Origin of the sequence: Streptomyces afghaniensis, assembly GCF_044327915.1 — a bacterium.
GTDB classification, from domain to species: domain Bacteria; phylum Actinomycetota; class Actinomycetes; order Streptomycetales; family Streptomycetaceae; genus Streptomyces; species Streptomyces afghaniensis.
The window spans coordinates 419,522-435,016 of sequence record NZ_JBIRGJ010000003.1 but is presented as its reverse complement, the minus strand read 5'-3'; the positions used below and the strand labels follow the sequence as shown (position 1 = coordinate 435,016).

The window sequence follows — 15,495 nt, the reverse complement described above, 5'->3', positions numbered from 1 at the left end:
CTCCAGGGCCGCCCGTGGCGAAGGACACGGGCGGCCCCTCGGGCGTTCGCACCCGCAGTCGACCACGATGGTCACAAGCCCACCCCCCCGGAGAGCACCATGATCAGCAGCAGCCTGGAGCGGCGCTACGCGGACCGCTTGGAGGAGTTCGCCGACCGGCATCCCTCCCTGGTCGATCTGGCGATGGTGCTGGCGCTGATGGCCTGCGCGACCTTCGGCGCCTCGCTCACCCTGCCCAACGCCGATCCGCCCGACCAGGACAAGACCGCCGTCGCCCTCATGGGCGTGGCCTGCCTCGTCCTGCTCAAGCACCGGGCGTATCCCCGCACCGCCGTCATCGTTACCGCGGCCTGCACCGTCGCGGCGGTCTCGATGGGCTACCTGCTCACACCGCTGCTGCTGGCACCGATCATGGCGGCGCTGTACTGGCTCGCCACCCTCACCGAGCGGAAGACCACCCGCGTCTACGGCATCACCACCCTGGTGGCCGTGATCGGCGCGGCCGTGTTCGCCGACTCCATGGACCACCTCTCGCTGCTGCTGCGGACGATCGGCCCGTTCTTCTGGCTGATGCTGCCCCTCGCCGCAGGCAACATGACCCGGCTGCGGCGCGCCTACCTCCAGGCCGTGCAGGCCCGGGCCGAGCACGCCGAGCGGACCCGGGAGGAGGAGGCCCGGCTGCGCGTCACCGAGGAGCGGATGCGCATCGCCCGGGAGCTCCACGACGTGGTGGCCCACCACATGGCCCTGGCCAACGCCCAGGCCGGCACGGCCGCCCACCTGGCCCTCTCCAACCCCGAGCAGACCAAGCAGATCCTCACCGACCTGTCCGGGACGACGTCCGCCGCGCTGCGGGAGCTGAAGGCCGCGCTGGGCCTGCTGCGCCAGGACGGCGACACCCCGGGCGCGCCGCCGCTGGAGCCGTCCCCCGGTCTCGCCCGGCTGCCCGAGCTGGTGTCGGCGTGCGAGTCGGCGGGCCTGGCGGTCACCGTCACCACGGAGGGCGAGCGGCAGCCGCTGTCGCCCGGCGTCGACCTGACCGCGTACCGGATCGTGCAGGAGGCCCTGACCAACGTCAGCAAGCACGCCGCCGCCGAGTCCGCCCACGTGCGCCTGGAGTACACCGGCTCCCGGCTGCTGCTCACGGTCACCAACGAGGGCCCCAGCAAGCCGGAGGCCGCCCCGGGCCGCGGCTTCGGCGTCATGGGCATGCGCGAACGGGCCCAGTCCATCGGGGGCGAGCTGTGCGCGGGCCCCCGCCCCCAGGGCGGCTTCGAGGTCACCACCGCGCTGCCGCTGCAACCCGCCACCCACCTCGCGGAAGGAACGACACCATGAGCATCAGGGTGCTGCTCGCCGACGACCAGGCCCTGCTGCGGGCCACGTTCCGGATCCTCATCGACTCCTGCGCGGACATGGAGGTCGTCGCCGAGGCCTCCGACGGCGCCGAGGCGGTGGAGCTGACCCGAGCCCACCACCCCGACATCGTCCTCATGGACATCCGCATGCCCGGCACCGACGGCCTCACCGCCACCGCCACGCTCTGCGCCGACCCGGACCTGTCCGCCACCCGCGTCCTCATCCTCACCACCTTCGAGACCGAGGACTACGTCGCCCAGGCGCTGCGGGCCGGTGCCAGCGGCTTCCTCGGCAAGGACGTCACCGCCGACACCCTGCTGGCCGGCCTGCGCACGGTCGCCTCGGGCGAGGCGCTCCTCTCACCCGGCGCCACCCGCTCCCTCATCACCCGCTTCCTCATGGCCCCGGCCCCCGACACCCACCTGGCGCCACCGGAGCGCCTCGCCGACCTCACGGTCCGCGAACGCGAGGTGATGGCCCTGGCCGCGGAGGGCAGGTCCAACACCGAGATCGCCGAGGACCTCACGCTCAGCCCGCTGACCGTACGCACCCACATCCACCGGGCCATGACCAAGCTGAACGCCCGCGACCGTGCCCAACTGGTCGTCATCGCCTACCAGTCGGGCCTCGTACGGGCGGCTCCGCCGACGGCTTCCCCATGAGCGTGGCGGCTGCCGATGCCGCCGCCCCGGTCCGGGGTGTCTGTGTCAGGCCAAGTCCCTGCGGCGGCCCACCGGGACCGCGAGCAGGTACAGCGGCGGCAGGAGCGCGGCCGCGCAGACCGTCCACAGGGCCGCGTGCGTCCCCGCGTACGTGGCGAGCAGGCCGGCGGTGAGGGCGCCGAGCGGCTGGGCGCCCCAGGAGACGAAGCGGACGGTGGCCATGACACGGGAGAGGAGATCCGGCGGGGACTCGGTCTGGCGGTGGGTGCGAGTGGCGATCGACCCGATGACGACGCCGAAGGCGAAGCCGGCGTTGCCCAGGGCGAACCAGTACGCGTCGGCCGCGGACGTGGTCAGCGGGATCAGCAGGGCCGCGGCGCCGCCGGCCAGCGCGGTCCCGACGAGCCCCCGGGCGGTGCCGAACCGCCGGGTCAGCCGGACCGCCACGGCGGATCCGGCGAGCGCGCCGACTCCGTCCATGGCGAGCACCAGGCCGAGTTGTACGGGCGTCAGTCCGGCCTCACGAACCAGGTAGAGGGGGGTGAGGGCGACCAGGGCGGCGCAGACGAAGTTGGTGGCGGTGGCCCAGAGCATGCAGGGCAGCATCACCGGGTGCCGTGTCACGTACGTCCAGCCCTCGCGGATCAGCCGGAGGGCGCCGTCGCCGGTGCGGGCGGCGGGACGGCGCTCGGGGAGGGTGCGCAGCAGCACGGCGGAGAGCAGGTAGCTGGCCGCGTCCACGAGGAGAGCGCCGACCGGGCCCGCGGCGTGCACGAGGAGGCCGCCCCCGGAGGGCCCTCCGGTCTCGGTGACGGCGTGCGTGCCGGACATCACGCTGTTGCGGGCGGCGAGTTGCCGGGGCGGGACGATGGCGGGCAGAAAGGTCGAGTTGCCGATGTCGAAGAGTACGGTCGCGGCGCCGGTGACCAGCGCGGCGAGCAACAGGTGCGGGTAGCTGAGCCGGTCGAGCCACCAGGCGAGCGGGAGAGATCCGACGGCGCCGAACCGTACGAGATCGAGGGTGACCTGGAGGCGGCGGAGCGGGACGCGCTGGGCGATCACGCCGGCCGGGAGGCTGAGCAGCAGCCAGGAGATCTGTCCGGCGGCCGCGAGCAGGGCGGCCTGGAGTGCGGTGGCGTCGAGGACCGTGAGGGCGACCAGGGGTAAGGCGAGGGCGGTGACGGCGGTGCCCGCGTTGCTCACGGTGGCGGCGGCCCAGTAGCGCCAGAAGACGGACCGGGGCGAGGTCGTGTCGTGGGTGTGGCGGCGATCGTGCTCCGGGACCGTCGGTGTCTCGCTCATGCGACGCGCACCCTCCAGTGAGTCTCTTATGGGAACTTACGTGTATCGCGAGTGAGTTCCTATCGGGAACTGACTGCATGGCGCAAGATGGTTTCCAGGACTGACGCGGCATCCGGAAGGCAGGGGACCCATGGTCAGGTCGGTGCCCGAGCGGGACGCCGCCTGTGCGATCGCGCAGGCGGCGGCGGTGGTCGGCGACTGGTGGAGCCTGCTCCTGGTACGGGAGACCGCGCGCGGGCACCACCGGTTCGACTCACTCCAGGAGGAGCTGGGGATCTCCCGCAAGGTCCTGACCGAGCGCCTCGCGCACTTGGTGGAGGTGCGGGTCCTGGAGAAGGTCGCGTATCAGAGCGGCCCGGTGCGGTACGAGTACCGGCTGACGGAAAGCGGGCGGGGGCTGCTGCCCGTGCTGCTCTCGATGCAGGACTGGGCGGACCGCTGGGTCCTCGGCGACGGCTCGCTGAGCGGCACGGCCGACGAGGACAGCGCCGAGGCGCGGCGGGTGGCGGGCCTGGTGGGCCGGCGGCTGCCGCCCCTCGGACTACCGGGGCATCCGGACGGTGAACCGCTGGACCCGGTGGCCGGCGCCGCGGCCACCGTCCTGTTCTGCTACCCGGCGACCGGCCGCCCCGGCCCGTTGCCGGACGGCTGGGCCGACATCCCGGGCGCCCTCGGCTGCACGCTGGAGAACCGGCTGTTCCGGGACGCGTACGACGACTTCCGCGCGGCGGGCGCGGAGGTGCGCGGCGTCAGCACTCAACGCCCTGACGAGCAGCGGGTGTTCGCGGTGGAGGAGGGCATCCCCTTCACCCTGCTCTCGGACGTCGACCTGCGCCTCGCCGCCGCTCTGCGGCTACCGGTGTTCCGCGCCGGGCAAGCCCTGCGGCTGAAGCGGGTGGTACTGGTGGTGGACCGCGAACGCGTGGTGCGCCAGGCGCGCTTCCCGGTGACGGACATCCCCGGTGCGGTGCGCGAGGCGCTGGCGGTGGTGCGGCGAGTGGCGGCGGGGAGCTGAAGGGTGCGGGCCCGGGGATGGCCCGGGCCCGCGGAGCGGTGAACCGGGGCGAGCCGTGCTTCACCCCGGCCGGGAACGGGACCGGCAGCCCCGGCGCATCACCAGGGCCCTTCTGACATACCCGAAGGGTTCAGTGCCGGTCGGGGCTACGCGGTGCCTGCGCCCCCTCCGTCCCGAACAGCTTGGCCGACGCGTCGACATGGGCCAGGCGGCGCAGTGCGCTGAACACCGCCTCGCCCAGGACGGTGCCGATGACCACGCCCTCCACCATGTCCTCGACGGCTACTCGCCGGTCCACGTACGCGAGGTCGGCCCGGGCGACCTGCTCGGCGGCTTCGGCGTACGTGTCGAGGAGTTCGGAGAAGTTTCCGTGGCCCAGCCGGGTCAGGGCGGCCAGGGCTCTGGCGAGGTCGGTGGCGGCCGGGTTCGACTCGTGGGTGTGCCAGCCGCGTCGGGAGATGAGGCCGGTCACGGTGGTGCGGGCGGCCGCCGCTTCGGCGTCGTCGTGGCCGTCGGCCGTGCCGCCCATGCGGTCCGCTGCCGCGCCGAGCACCTTGTGCAGGGGACGTTCCGGGTCGTCGACGGCCGCCAGGACGTCCGCGATCTCCGCCACCTTCATGCCGCCGACGTCGAGCAGGGCGCGGATCAGCCGGAGCCGGCGTTCGTGTGTCTCGTCGTAGCTCGCCTGGTTGCGGCTGGTCAACTCGCCTGCGGGGAGCAGCCCTTCGCGGACGTAGTACTTGATCGTCGGCACCGGCACCCCGGTCTTCCGGCTCAACTCTCCGATGCGCAATGTCGGTTCACTCCTCGCCCTTCGCCCTGCCCGTCGTGCCGGCACTTGCCGACTCGGCTCCCATGATAGATAGTGGGGCTATCTGATAGCGGATAGTGCCGCTATCCATTCGTATTCGTCCAGCTCAGGGGTGGGGCATGGTCTTCTTACGTACGTCCTGGCATCGGCCGCTGGTCGTGTTCGCGGCCGCGATGGCCCTCACGGCGGTCGGGTCCGCGGTGGGGCTCCTCGTCGACGACCGCGTCCTCGCGGGGGCGCCGATCTGGGCCAAGCCGTTCAAGTTCGCGGTGTCGTTCGTGGCGTACTGCCTGTCGCTCGCCTGGATGCTGTCGCTGCTCCCCGACCGGCGGCGCGTGGGCTGGTGGGCCGGGACCGTCGTCGCGCTGGCCAGCCTCGTCGAGATGGTGATCATCACCGGGCAGGCCGTCCGCGGCAAGCGCAGCCACTTCAACCACGAGACACCGTTCGACGAGGCGCTCTTCAACGCGATGGCCGTCACGGTCGTCGTCCTGTGGGCCGGCACGCTCGTCGTCGCCGTGCTGCTGCTGCGCGCCCGGATCGCCGACCGGGCGTCCGCCTGGGCGATGCGCTGCGGGATTCTGCTGGCGCTGGCCGGGGCCGCCGTCGGCTTCCTGATGACCCAGCCCGCGCCGGGGCAGCGGCGGGGTGTCTCCAAGGTGGTCGGCGCGCACAGCGTGGGCGTGCCGGACGGGGGTCCCTCGATGCCGCTGACCGGCTGGTCCACGACCGGCGGTGATCTGCGCATCCCGCACTTCTTCGGCATGCACGCGCTGCAACTCCTGCCGCTGCTCGTCATGGTGCTGACCGTCCTCGCGCCGCGCTTCGCCCGTCTCGCCGACGAGCGGGTCCGGCTGCGTCTCGTACTGGTCGCCTCGGTCGCCTACGCCGCCGTGTTCGCGCTGGTCCTCTGGCAGGCGTTGCGCGGCCAGCCGCTGATCCGTCCGGACGGGGCGACACTGGGGGCGGCCGGGCTGATCCTGGCCGCCGTGGCTCTCGGGGTGTACGGGGCTCTGTGGACGGGCCGGACGTCCCGTGCGCACGGGGCGACGGACGCGACGAGTGCTCCCGTCTCGAAGGACCTCGTGTCATGACCGGATTCCTCTTCGAGCTCTCCTTCCTCCTGGCCGCGCCCGTCTGGCTGCTCATGATCTTCGCGCCGGCGTGGGGGACGACCGCACGTATCGCCGGGTCACCGTTGACCGTGCTGCCCGTGCTCCTCGTGTATCTCGCGCTCGCGGTACCGGTGTTCCCCGAGCTGTGGACCGCGGTCAGCAGTCCGGACCTCGCCGGCTTCCGCGAGCTGACGGCCCTGCCGGACGGTGCCGCCGCCGTCTGGGCGCAGGTCATCGCCTGGGACCTGCTGATCGGGCAGTGGATGTACCGGGAGGCCCGGCGGCTGGAGATCTCCGCCCTGCTGATGGGACCGCTGCTGGTTCTGACGATCCTGCTCTCGCCGTTCGGGCTGCTGGTGTTCCTGGGGCTGCGTGCGGTGCGGGTGCGGCGGGCGGGGCCGAGGCCCCCGACCGGCGGGCCGGTGCCGAGTCAGGCGCGCAGGTAGGCCAGTACGGCCAGTACGCGGCGGTGGTCGTCGGGGGCCGACGGGGGCAGGTCCAGTTTCTGGAGGATGCTCGCGATGTGCTTGGCGACGGCCGCGTCGGTGACGACCAGCCGGCGGGCGATCGCCGCGTTGGAGCGGCCCTCCGCCATGAGGGCGAGGACCTCGCGTTCGCGGGGCGTGAGCCGGTCCACGGGATCGCGGCGGCGGGCGAGGAGCTGGCGCACGACGTCCGGGTCGACGACCGTCGCACCGGCGGCGACGCGGGCGACGGCGTCGGCGAACTCCTCGACGTCGCCGATGCGTTCCTTGAGCAGGTAGCCCGTTCCGACGCTGCTGCTGCGGTCGTCCAGGAGCTCGTCGGCGAAGGTCTGCTCGACGTACTGGCTGAGCACGAGGACCGCCAGCCCGGGTTGCTCGGCCTGGAGCCGGCGGGCCGTGCGCAGGCCTTCGTCCGTCTGGCCCGGTGGCATACGCACGTCGGTGATCACCAGGTCGGGGCGGTGCTTCCGGGCGGCGGCGAGCAGGGCCGGGCCGTCGCCCACGGCGGCGAGCACCCGGTGGCCGAAGCGCTCCAGCAGATGGACGAGACCTTCGCGCAGGAGGACCGCGTCCTCCGCGAGCACTATGCGGAGGGACTGCCGCATCAGGTCTCCGCTCTCAGGAAGGTGCGCCGCCGCACGGGATCTCCGCTCTCAGCAGTGTGGGTCCGCCGGGCGGGCTGGACAGGAGCATTCTGCCGTCGGCGGCGGCGATCCGGTCGGCGAGGCCGACGAGGCCCGTGCCGCGAGCCGGGTCGGCGCCGCCGGAGCCGTTGTCCTCGATGTCGAGGCGCAGCACCCCGTCGTGGCAGCGGGCGGTGACGCGGCAGTGGCCGGCACCGCTGTGCCGGGCGATGTTCGTGAGGGCCTCGGCCGTCACGTAGTACGCCGTCTGCTCGACGGCGGCCGGCAGCCGGCCCGGGAGGTCCAGGTCGAGGTCGGCGGGGATCGGGCAGCGCCCCGCGATGTCCCGTGCGGCGGCGGGCAGTCCGCGTTCCGTCAGGACCTGCGGGTGGATGCCCCGGATCAGTTCGCGCAGCTCGGTGAGCGCCTCCTTGGCGAGGGCGTGGGCCTCGCCGACCTGCCGCGCCGCCGCGCTGCCGGGCGGCAGGTCGAGGGTGGCCAGGCCCAGCTTCATGGTGAGGGCGACGAGCCGCTGCTGGGCACCGTCGTGCAGGTCGCGTTCGATGCGGCGGCGTTCCGTCTCGAAGGCGTCGACGAGGCGGGCTCGGGACCGTACGACCTCGCGCAGTTCGCGGTCCTTCGGGAACAGCACGGCACGGCCCACCGCAGCACGGACGGCGGCCCACGCCCCGATGGGATACGCGGCCACGGGCAGCAGCAGCGCACCCGCGACCGGGCCCGCCACGGTCTGCCAGGGCACGGCCGTGGGCTGGAAGGGCGTCAGGAGCAGGAAGCCCGGGATGCCGAGCGAGACCAGGGCCACGGCGAGGTCCAGCCAGCCGACCGCCAGGACCGATACGACGCCGTAGCCGACGGCCCGTGCACCGCCCGGCGACTCCTGCCGTTCGCCGGCGTCGACGAGGGAGAGGCGACGCCGCTCCAGGGGCCCCGCCAGGGCAGCGGCGAAGACCACCACGGCACCCGCGCAGAACACCCTGGCGATCGTGCCGATGGGCGCGCTGAACAGGCCGCCGACACCCAGGTAGACGCCCGTCGCGAACACCCCGCCGGACAGGAGATACCCCAGGGCACGCCACGGCCAGACGGTGCGCAGGAACCCCAGCGGGCTGCGCGTGAGGGCCTCCAGGATCGTTCGCGGGGTGGTCACGCGGTCGACCGTAGCCGCGCCGGATGGCGATGGCAGTAGTGCCAGGTGGAGTATCGGCTCTCGCCCTGGCGGCAATGTGCCGGGCGGTGCTCCCGTCGTTGCCTTGAAGGCATGACCACGACGAACTCACCCACAGGGAACAGCACTTCGGCCCTGCTGCCCGTCCGGCTCAGGTCCCTCACCAAGCACCACGGCACCGGCGACCGCGCCGTCACCGCACTCGACGACGTCACCCTGGACTTCGCGGCCGGGACGATGACGGCCGTCATGGGCCCCTCGGGCTCCGGCAAGTCCACCCTGCTGCACTGCGCGGCGGGCATCGACCGGCCGAGCGCCGGCGAGGTGCTGATCGACGGTACGGACCTGGGTGGGCTGGACGAGAACGCTTTGACGGTGCTGCGCCGGGACCGGGTCGGATTCGTCTTCCAGGCGTTCAACCTGGTCTCGGCTCTGACCGCCGCGCAGAACGTAGAACTGCCCCTGAGACTGGCCGGGTCACGCCCCTCGGCGGACGAGGTGCACGCGGCACTCGCCGCGGTCGGGCTCGCGGACCGGCACGGACACCGGCCGAGCGAACTGTCCGGCGGCCAGCAGCAGCGCGTCGCGATCGCCCGGGCGATGATCGCCCGGCCCGCGGTCCTCTTCGCCGACGAGCCGACCGGCGCTCTGGACAGCACGGCCTCGCGGCTCGTGCTGCGGCTGCTGCGGGACCTGGTGGACAGCCGCGGACAGACGGTCGTGATGGTGACGCACGACCCGGCCGCCGCGGCGTACGCGGACCGGGTGCTGCTGCTGGCCGACGGCCGGCTCGTGGACGAACTGCCGGGCGCCGAGGGCGCCGAGGCGATCGCGGCGCGGACGGCCGCCCTGGAGGTGCGGCCGTGATCAGCCTGGCGACAGCGAGGGAGCGGTGGACCTCCTTCCTGGGGTCCTTCGCGGCCGTGGCGGTGGGCGTCGCGGTCGTCACCATGAGCGCGCTGGTGCTGCTGTCGGACGGCACGGGAGTGCCGCAGCGGCTCGCGGGGGCGCCGGTGCTGGTGCGGAGCCCGGCGGGGGCGCCGGCCGCCGGGGTGTTCACGGAGAACCCGCCGTGGGCGCCGGAGCGCGCCGGGGAACTGCGGCGGGAGCTCGACCGGCTGCCGGGAGTGGCCGCCGCGGTGGCCGACCGGTCCTTCTACGCGCAGGCGCCCGGCAGCGATCAGCGCGCGGGGGACCGGCAGGGCCACCCCTGGTCGGCAGCGGCGCTCGCCGCGTACGGCCTGAGCGGGGGCAGACCGCCGGCGACGGACGGCGAGATCGTCGTGGCCGACTCACTCGGGCACCGGCCCGGCGAGGCCCTCACGGTGCTGACGGCGCGCGGACCGCAGCGCTTCTCGGTGTCCGGCACGATCGACGGCCCCGGCTACTACGTGACCGACCGGCGGGCCGCCGAACTGGCGGGCGGGGTGAGGACCATCGGGCTGGTCGTCGAACCCGGCACCGACCCCGCCCGTGTCGCGGCCGCAGCCCGAAGCGTCGTCGGCGACGACGGCACCGTCCTGACCGGCGCCTCGCGTGACGCGCTCGCGCCGAAGCAGGACGAGATGACCCGCTGGATCGGCGGGCAGGTGCTCACCGCCATGGCACTGCTCTCCGCCTTCGTCACCGTCTTCAACGTGTCCTCGACGTTCGCGTTCGCCGTCGCCCAGCGGCGCCGTGAGTTCGGCCTGCTGCGCACGATCGGCGCGACTCCGCGGCAGGTCCGGCGGCTGGTCCGCGGGGAGGCCTTGGCGGTGGGCGCCGTCGGCGCCGGGGCCGGGGCGGTCGCGGGAGTCGTCATGGCGCCCGCGATGACCGGGGTGCTGATCGACGCGGGCTTCCAGCCAGCCGGCTTCGAGGTGGGCATCCGGTGGTGGGTACCGGCCGCCGCATGGGCCCTGGGCGTGGCCGTCGCACTCGCAGGAGCGGGGGCCGCGGCACGTCGGGCCTCCCGGGTGAGGCCGCTGGAGGCGATGCGGGAGGCCGCGGTGGACAGCCGGCCGATGACCCGCCGCCGGTGGGTGACGGGGCTGGCGGCGACGGGCCTGGGCGCGGCCTGCTCGGCCGGTACGGCCTTCGCGGGGGCGGACGCCATGGTGCTGCTGGTCCTGGCCGCGGCCATGGGCCTGACCGCCGGACTCACCCTCCTGCTGCCGGCGTTGACCCGGCCCGTGATCGGGGCGCTGACCCGGCCGCTCGCCCGGCGCCCCGGTGCCACGGCCGTGCTCGTGCGCGAGAACATGCTCACCTCGGTGCGCCGCACCTCCGCCACGATCGCCCCGGTGCTGGCGACGGTCGCCTTCGCCGTACTGATCACGAGCGCCGTGCAGACCACCCAGAGCGCCGACACCACCCGGCAGACCGCGGCCGTGCGGGCCGATGCGGCCGTCGTGCCCCGGGGCACACCGGGCCTGTCGGACGCCGCGGTGGACCGGGCAGGGGGCACGGCGCTGCTGGCGACGACGGTCTACGGCGGTGCGGGCCGGGCGGCCCTGTCGGCGGCCGGGGTGACGCCCGGGTTCGAGCAGACGTACCGGGCGCGCGTACCGCGCGGCGACACCGTCGTCGTCACGGCCGCCGTGGCCGCCGCGCACGGCTGGCGCGAGGGCCGCACCGCCACCCTCACCTTCGAGGACGGCCGCACCCGGCGTCTGCCCGTGAGCGCCGTGCTGGACGACTCCATGCCGTACCAGGTGTTCCTGCCCCGTGAGCTGGTACGCGCCCACGACCCGTCGGCCCTCGCGGACGTCGTCTACCGCACCACCGTCACGCCGACGCCGTCCCTCTCGGGACTCGGCGCCGAACAGGTCCCGGTGGCGGCGTACGCGGCCTCGGACGACGCCGAGGAGGACCGGCTGGTGTGGCTGTTCACCCTGATCCTCGTCACCGTCACGGCGGGCTACACCATGATCGCCGTCGCCTCCACCGCGCTGACGGCGACCGCCGGCCGGGGGCGGGACCTCCGCGTCCTGCGCCTGTCCGGTGCGACACCGCGCCAGGTGCTGCTGACGCTCGCGGCCGAGACGTGCTGCGTCGTCACCCTGGGCGCCGCCCTGGGCCTGGCGGTGGCCGGTCCCGCCCTGTTCGGCATGGCTCAAGGGCTGCGCCGGGAACTGGGGCTGCCGGTCGAGCTGTCGATTGCCTGGCCCTGGGTCGCGGGCGTGGTGGCCGGCTGTCTGCTGCTCGCCACGGCGGCCACCGTTCTCCCGGCCCGGGCCGCGCTGCGGCGGATGCGGCGGGCGTGACGGGCCGGCCCGGGCCGGGAGGACGGGTGTCACCGTCGGACGACCGGCCGGAACGCGTCCCGTACGCCGGACTTGGACGTCGAGACGAACTGGTCGCCCGGTCCGAAGTCGTGCATGTAGTACTCGTAGCGCAGGACGCTCGGGCAGCTTCCGCCGTCGATCTGGACCGAGCGGGGGTCGAGGCGCTTGCCGGTGCGCAGTTCGTAGACCTTCAGGGGGATCTTGACTTTGTAGAAGGTCACTTGGTGGGGCAGGTACGCGGACTTGTCGTTCTCGTAGGGGCAGGTCTGCACGGCGGCCCCGTTCTCCGCCGCGCCAGCGCAGACCACGAGCGCGGCCTTGGCCGGGTCGTCGGTGCGCCAGGAGCCCGGGAGCTTGTCGGTGTACTCGGAGTCGCCGAGGAACAGGGCGCGGTGGGGGCCCTTGCGGTAGGGCGGGGCCCCGCTGTACTTCGCGGGCTTGGAGCAGTAGCCGGAGTCGGCGCCGTACGTGTTGTCCACCAGGCCGCGCACATGGTCCAGTTCGATGGCGAGGGTGGCCTTGCGGACGCCGTCGCGGGCCTCGGCCGTGCGGGCGTCGTCCGGGTAGGCGTCGAGGAGCCGCTGGTAGTGGGTCCGCGCCTGCTGCCAGGCGTCCTCGGTCATCAGGTGGTCGCCGCACCCCACCAGGGCGGCGGGTTCCGTGCGTGCCGCCGCGGCGGCGGAGCGGTCCAGGACGTCGTGGCCGGTGCCGCGGTCGCGGAGCCAGGCGGTGAGGGCGGCGGTGTCGCAGGAGTCGTCGGTGGGCAGGCCGTCGAGGAAGGCGTCCAGGACCGTCCCCACGGTCCGCTCGTTGCCGGGCTCGTTCAGGACACCGGCGAGTGTGCCGAAGCCACGCCCCAGGTCCTCGGTGCTGCCCCTGCGCGCGGCGCGGGCCAGGGTGGCCGCCGCCCCGTCCAGCCGGTGGCACGCCCGCACCACCGCGTCGCCGGGTTCCACCACCGGCGCGCCCGCCAGGCGGTGGCCCCACCACACCTCGCCCTGCGCGGCGACGGCCGCCTCGCAGTCGCCGGCCTCGCGGGCCTCGGTCACACGGTTCTCGATGCCGTACGCGTCGATCCGCAGCAGTGCGGCGGTCAGCACCACGGCGAGCGCGAGGCCGAGCGTGCCCGCGCGCTGCCCGCGCCGCACGGCCCGCTGCGGGCGGCGACGGGCCAGGAACCAGCCGTGGGCGATGCCCGCCGCCCACCACAGGAGCAGCAGGATCTCGTACCGGGTCTCGGCGCTGGAGGCGATGAGGCCGAGGAGCACGGCCGTGCCGAGCGCGGCGATCGCGGCCAGGCGCCACTGCCGCAGCAGCAGATAGCCGATGCCGAGCAGCGTGGCGTTGCCGAGGGCGACCGCCAGGGGGTCGGCGGAGGCGACCGCCGGAGGGGCGGCGGGGGCAGGGGGCCGGGGCGGGTCGTACGTGGGGTAGGTCATGGGGTGGTCACCCCCGGAGCCGGAGCGCGTACGGAGAAGTACCGGCGGCCCGTCTCGCCGCTCACCATCCACAGGGCCGCCAGGTCCGCGAACGCGATCAGGAACGCCGGGAGGCTGGGTGTCCCGGCGACCAGCGAGCCGAGGGAGGCGAGGACCATCCCCAAGGCCGCGAAGGACAGGCACACGATGAGCACCACACGGACCCAGAGGCGGCGGCCCCGCGCCAGGACGACGCAGGCGGCCTGGAGTGCCGCCAGGCCCCAGCAGAACAGCGCCACGAACCAGGCCATGGCCATCGGCATCAGGAGGTCCTGGCCGTGGTCCAGCTTGCTCTGGTTCTCCTCGAGGACCGCCCAGCCGCCGAAGACGTTGCCGAGCGCGTGTCCGCCGGCCAGGACGAGGACGAAGATCAGGGATTTCGGCATACGTGTCGTCGTGGAGTCCGGCATCGCTGTCACCTCGCGCCCTCCTCGTCCGGCAGGTCGTAGACCCGCGCCCAGTCCACTTCGTAGACGGCGCTCTGCAGGCCGTCCCCGTGGAAGTTGTCCAACTGGATGGTCTGGTGCATCGACGGGGCGCACTGAATGCAGTCGCGGTCCTCATTCGCGCCGCCAGAGAAGCGGAACCACTCCTCTCCGTCGATGAAGCCGCGCAGGTGGTCCGGGGTCCACTCGACGGCCACGTTGTGCCACTGCGACAGGTCCACACCGCATTTCCGGGCGTGCTCCTGCTGTACGGGCACGTCCTCCGGGTGCGGGTAGTGCAGGAACGCCTCGGCGCACGGCTCGCCGGGGGCGCCGTTCTCCAGGAAGTCGTACTCGCCGTCCTCGGGGTGCTGGTTCGAGTCCGGCCAGAGGATGAGCAGCGGGTGGTACTGCCGGCCGTTGTCAGGGGCGGTGGCCCGGGAGCGTACGCGGGCCTCCCATCTGCCGTACTTCTGGCCGTACTGCGAGGCGAGCCAGCCGGTGTCGCCGTCCGCCTCGCCGGTCATGCGCAGGATCCCGCCGATCACGCGGGTGTTGGCGTCGCAGCGGCGGCCGTTGTCGCTGTGGCCCGGCCAGCACTTGCCGGGGCCGCCGCCGGCCAGGCGCCACTTGGCGCGGTCCGGTACGGCGGGATCGGCCTCGGAGCCGTAGCCGAACTCGTCCGACCACGCGGGGAGCGGGTCGCCCCAGCCGTACCGCTCCGCCGCCGTCGTCGTCGCCGAGTGGGGTGCCGCCGTCGCTGTGAGCGTCATCGTGAGTGCCGCCGCGCCCAGCCCCACGGCGAGGTGCCGGGTGCGATGTCGTCCGTCCATGGCTCTCCTCCAGCCTGTCGCGGGTGTGTGCGGACGCGGGGCGGCCCGAACCCTCCCCTCGCGGGGTTCGGGCCACCGCGCCCTGGCCCGGCCGGGCCGCGTCCTGGAGCCATTCGACCGCCGTGCGGCGTTGTTCGGCTGGCCCCTCACCAGCACCGAACAACCCCGGAGCCGTCTGGATCGGGCTCAGACCCCCACGACCAGTACGGCATCCGCTCCGCCGATACCCGGCCCGCACGCTTGGAGGAGCTGTCCGGTGCGTGACTGTTCAGTCGGTGATGGTCCTGTGCCGCAGCCGGCGGTCTCGCAGCCGGTGTGCTGAGCGTGAGGCGGCCAGCGCCGCCTGCAAGCTGTCACGGCTGAGCACGGTGTCAGGGTGGTCCGGGCCGATGAGGCCGGTGCGGACGACGAGGTTCTGCCGGTGGTGGTCGGCTGCCTGCTCGTACTGGCCCATCCCCTCCAGGGCGATGGCCAGGCTGTGGCGGCTGCCCAAGGTGTTCGGGTGGTCGGGGCCGAGAACGCGCAGGTAGGCGGTGAGGGCCTGCCGGTACAGGTCGGCCGCCTCCGCGTACCGGCCCATGCCTTCGAGGGCGTCTGCCAGGTTGTGGCGGCTGCCGAGGGTGTGGGGGTGGTCGGGTCCCAGGACCCGGGCGCGGTCGTCGAGCGTCTGCCGGTGCAGGTCGGCCGCCTGCGCGTACTGCCCCGTCCTGTCCAGTGCGAAGGCGAGGTTGTTGCGGCTGGCCAAGGTGTGGGGGTGGTCGGGGCCCAGGACGCGGGCGCGGTCGTCGAGGGTCCGCCGGTGCAGGTCGACGGCCTGCTCGCAGTGGCCCATCTCGTTCAGCGCGTTGGCGAGGTTGTTGCGGCTGGTGAGGGTGTCGGGGTGGTCGGGGCCCAGGACGCGGGTGCGGTTGTCGAGGGTCTGCTGGTGGTGGTCG

General features: G+C 73.7%; 15 protein-coding genes. 7 read left to right on the top strand and 8 right to left on the bottom strand.

Annotated features, from left to right (window positions below):
- Positions 1–102 precede the first annotated feature (102 nt).
- Together ACH4G3_RS12365 and ACH4G3_RS12360 are read left to right on the top strand one after the other, a co-directional pair.
- Positions 103–1,338 carry a sensor histidine kinase gene (locus tag ACH4G3_RS12365; RefSeq protein WP_397624757.1) on the top strand — a complete coding sequence of 412 codons (1,236 nt, stop codon included), beginning with the start codon at positions 103–105 and terminating at the stop codon, positions 1,336–1,338.
- Positions 1,335–2,021 carry a response regulator transcription factor gene (locus ACH4G3_RS12360; RefSeq protein WP_397624399.1) on the top strand — a complete coding sequence of 229 codons (687 nt, stop codon included), beginning with the start codon at positions 1,335–1,337 and terminating at the stop codon, positions 2,019–2,021. The genes ACH4G3_RS12365 and ACH4G3_RS12360 overlap by 4 nt, the downstream gene beginning before the upstream one ends.
- 45 nt (positions 2,022–2,066) lie before the next feature.
- Here ACH4G3_RS12360 and ACH4G3_RS12355 read toward each other — a convergent pair whose 3' ends face one another.
- A complete protein-coding gene (locus ACH4G3_RS12355) occupies positions 2,067–3,323 on the bottom strand; it encodes an MFS transporter (RefSeq protein ID WP_397624398.1) in 1,257 nt (418 codons plus the stop codon).
- Positions 3,324–3,453: 130 nt separating this feature from the next.
- On the opposite strand from ACH4G3_RS12355, the gene ACH4G3_RS12350 reads away from it, so the two are divergent.
- Positions 3,454–4,338 carry a winged helix-turn-helix transcriptional regulator gene (locus tag ACH4G3_RS12350; protein ID WP_397624397.1) on the top strand — a complete coding sequence of 295 codons (885 nt, stop codon included), beginning with the start codon at positions 3,454–3,456 and terminating at the stop codon, positions 4,336–4,338.
- Between the two features lie 130 nt (positions 4,339–4,468).
- Here ACH4G3_RS12350 and ACH4G3_RS12345 read toward each other — a convergent pair whose 3' ends face one another.
- Positions 4,469–5,131 (bottom strand): MerR family transcriptional regulator, encoded by a 663-nt coding sequence (locus ACH4G3_RS12345; protein ID WP_397624396.1) that lies wholly within the window; start codon positions 5,129–5,131, stop codon positions 4,469–4,471.
- Positions 5,132–5,322: 191 nt separating this feature from the next.
- Between ACH4G3_RS12345 and ACH4G3_RS12340 the strand changes: the two genes are divergently transcribed.
- Together ACH4G3_RS12340 and ACH4G3_RS12335 are read left to right on the top strand one after the other, a co-directional pair.
- Positions 5,323–6,243 carry a hypothetical protein gene (locus ACH4G3_RS12340; RefSeq protein WP_397624756.1) on the top strand — a complete coding sequence of 307 codons (921 nt, stop codon included), beginning with the start codon at positions 5,323–5,325 and terminating at the stop codon, positions 6,241–6,243.
- Entirely contained in the window at positions 6,240–6,710 is a 471-nt protein-coding gene (locus ACH4G3_RS12335) for an ABA4-like family protein (RefSeq protein ID WP_397624395.1), read from the top strand. Before ACH4G3_RS12340 ends, ACH4G3_RS12335 begins: the two co-directional genes overlap by 4 nt.
- Here the strand turns inward: ACH4G3_RS12335 and ACH4G3_RS12330 are convergent.
- Both ACH4G3_RS12330 and ACH4G3_RS12325 read right to left on the bottom strand, forming a co-directional pair.
- Positions 6,695–7,354 carry a response regulator gene (locus ACH4G3_RS12330; RefSeq protein ID WP_397624394.1) on the bottom strand — a complete coding sequence of 220 codons (660 nt, stop codon included), beginning with the start codon at positions 7,352–7,354 and terminating at the stop codon, positions 6,695–6,697. The two genes, ACH4G3_RS12335 and ACH4G3_RS12330, sit on opposite strands and share 16 nt — an antisense overlap.
- 13 nt (positions 7,355–7,367) lie before the next feature.
- Positions 7,368–8,540, bottom strand: a complete 1,173-nt coding sequence (locus ACH4G3_RS12325) for a sensor histidine kinase (protein ID WP_397624393.1) — start codon at positions 8,538–8,540, stop codon at positions 7,368–7,370.
- 111 nt (positions 8,541–8,651) lie between these two features.
- On the opposite strand from ACH4G3_RS12325, the gene ACH4G3_RS12320 reads away from it, so the two are divergent.
- Positions 8,652–9,425: an ABC transporter ATP-binding protein gene (locus ACH4G3_RS12320; protein WP_397624392.1), complete on the top strand. Its 774-nt coding sequence runs from the start codon at positions 8,652–8,654 to the stop codon at positions 9,423–9,425.
- Positions 9,422–11,803: an FtsX-like permease family protein gene (locus ACH4G3_RS12315; protein WP_397624391.1), complete on the top strand. Its 2,382-nt coding sequence runs from the start codon at positions 9,422–9,424 to the stop codon at positions 11,801–11,803. The genes ACH4G3_RS12320 and ACH4G3_RS12315 overlap by 4 nt, the downstream gene beginning before the upstream one ends.
- A gap of 29 nt (positions 11,804–11,832) precedes the next feature.
- Here ACH4G3_RS12315 and ACH4G3_RS12310 read toward each other — a convergent pair whose 3' ends face one another.
- From ACH4G3_RS12310 to ACH4G3_RS12295, 4 genes are all read right to left on the bottom strand, one after another.
- Positions 11,833–13,263 (bottom strand): hypothetical protein, encoded by a 1,431-nt coding sequence (locus ACH4G3_RS12310; protein WP_397624390.1) that lies wholly within the window; start codon positions 13,261–13,263, stop codon positions 11,833–11,835.
- The gene (locus tag ACH4G3_RS12305) at positions 13,260–13,721 is read right to left on the bottom strand and encodes a hypothetical protein (RefSeq protein WP_397624389.1); all 462 of its coding nucleotides are present in this window, start codon (positions 13,719–13,721) and stop codon (positions 13,260–13,262) included. Before ACH4G3_RS12305 ends, ACH4G3_RS12310 begins: the two co-directional genes overlap by 4 nt.
- Positions 13,718–14,560 (bottom strand): glycoside hydrolase family 16 protein, encoded by an 843-nt coding sequence (locus ACH4G3_RS12300; protein WP_397624388.1) that lies wholly within the window; start codon positions 14,558–14,560, stop codon positions 13,718–13,720. Before ACH4G3_RS12300 ends, ACH4G3_RS12305 begins: the two co-directional genes overlap by 4 nt.
- 268 nt (positions 14,561–14,828) lie before the next feature.
- The coding region (locus ACH4G3_RS12295) for a tetratricopeptide repeat protein (protein ID WP_397624387.1) at positions 14,829–15,495 on the bottom strand (667 nt) is incomplete at its 5' end.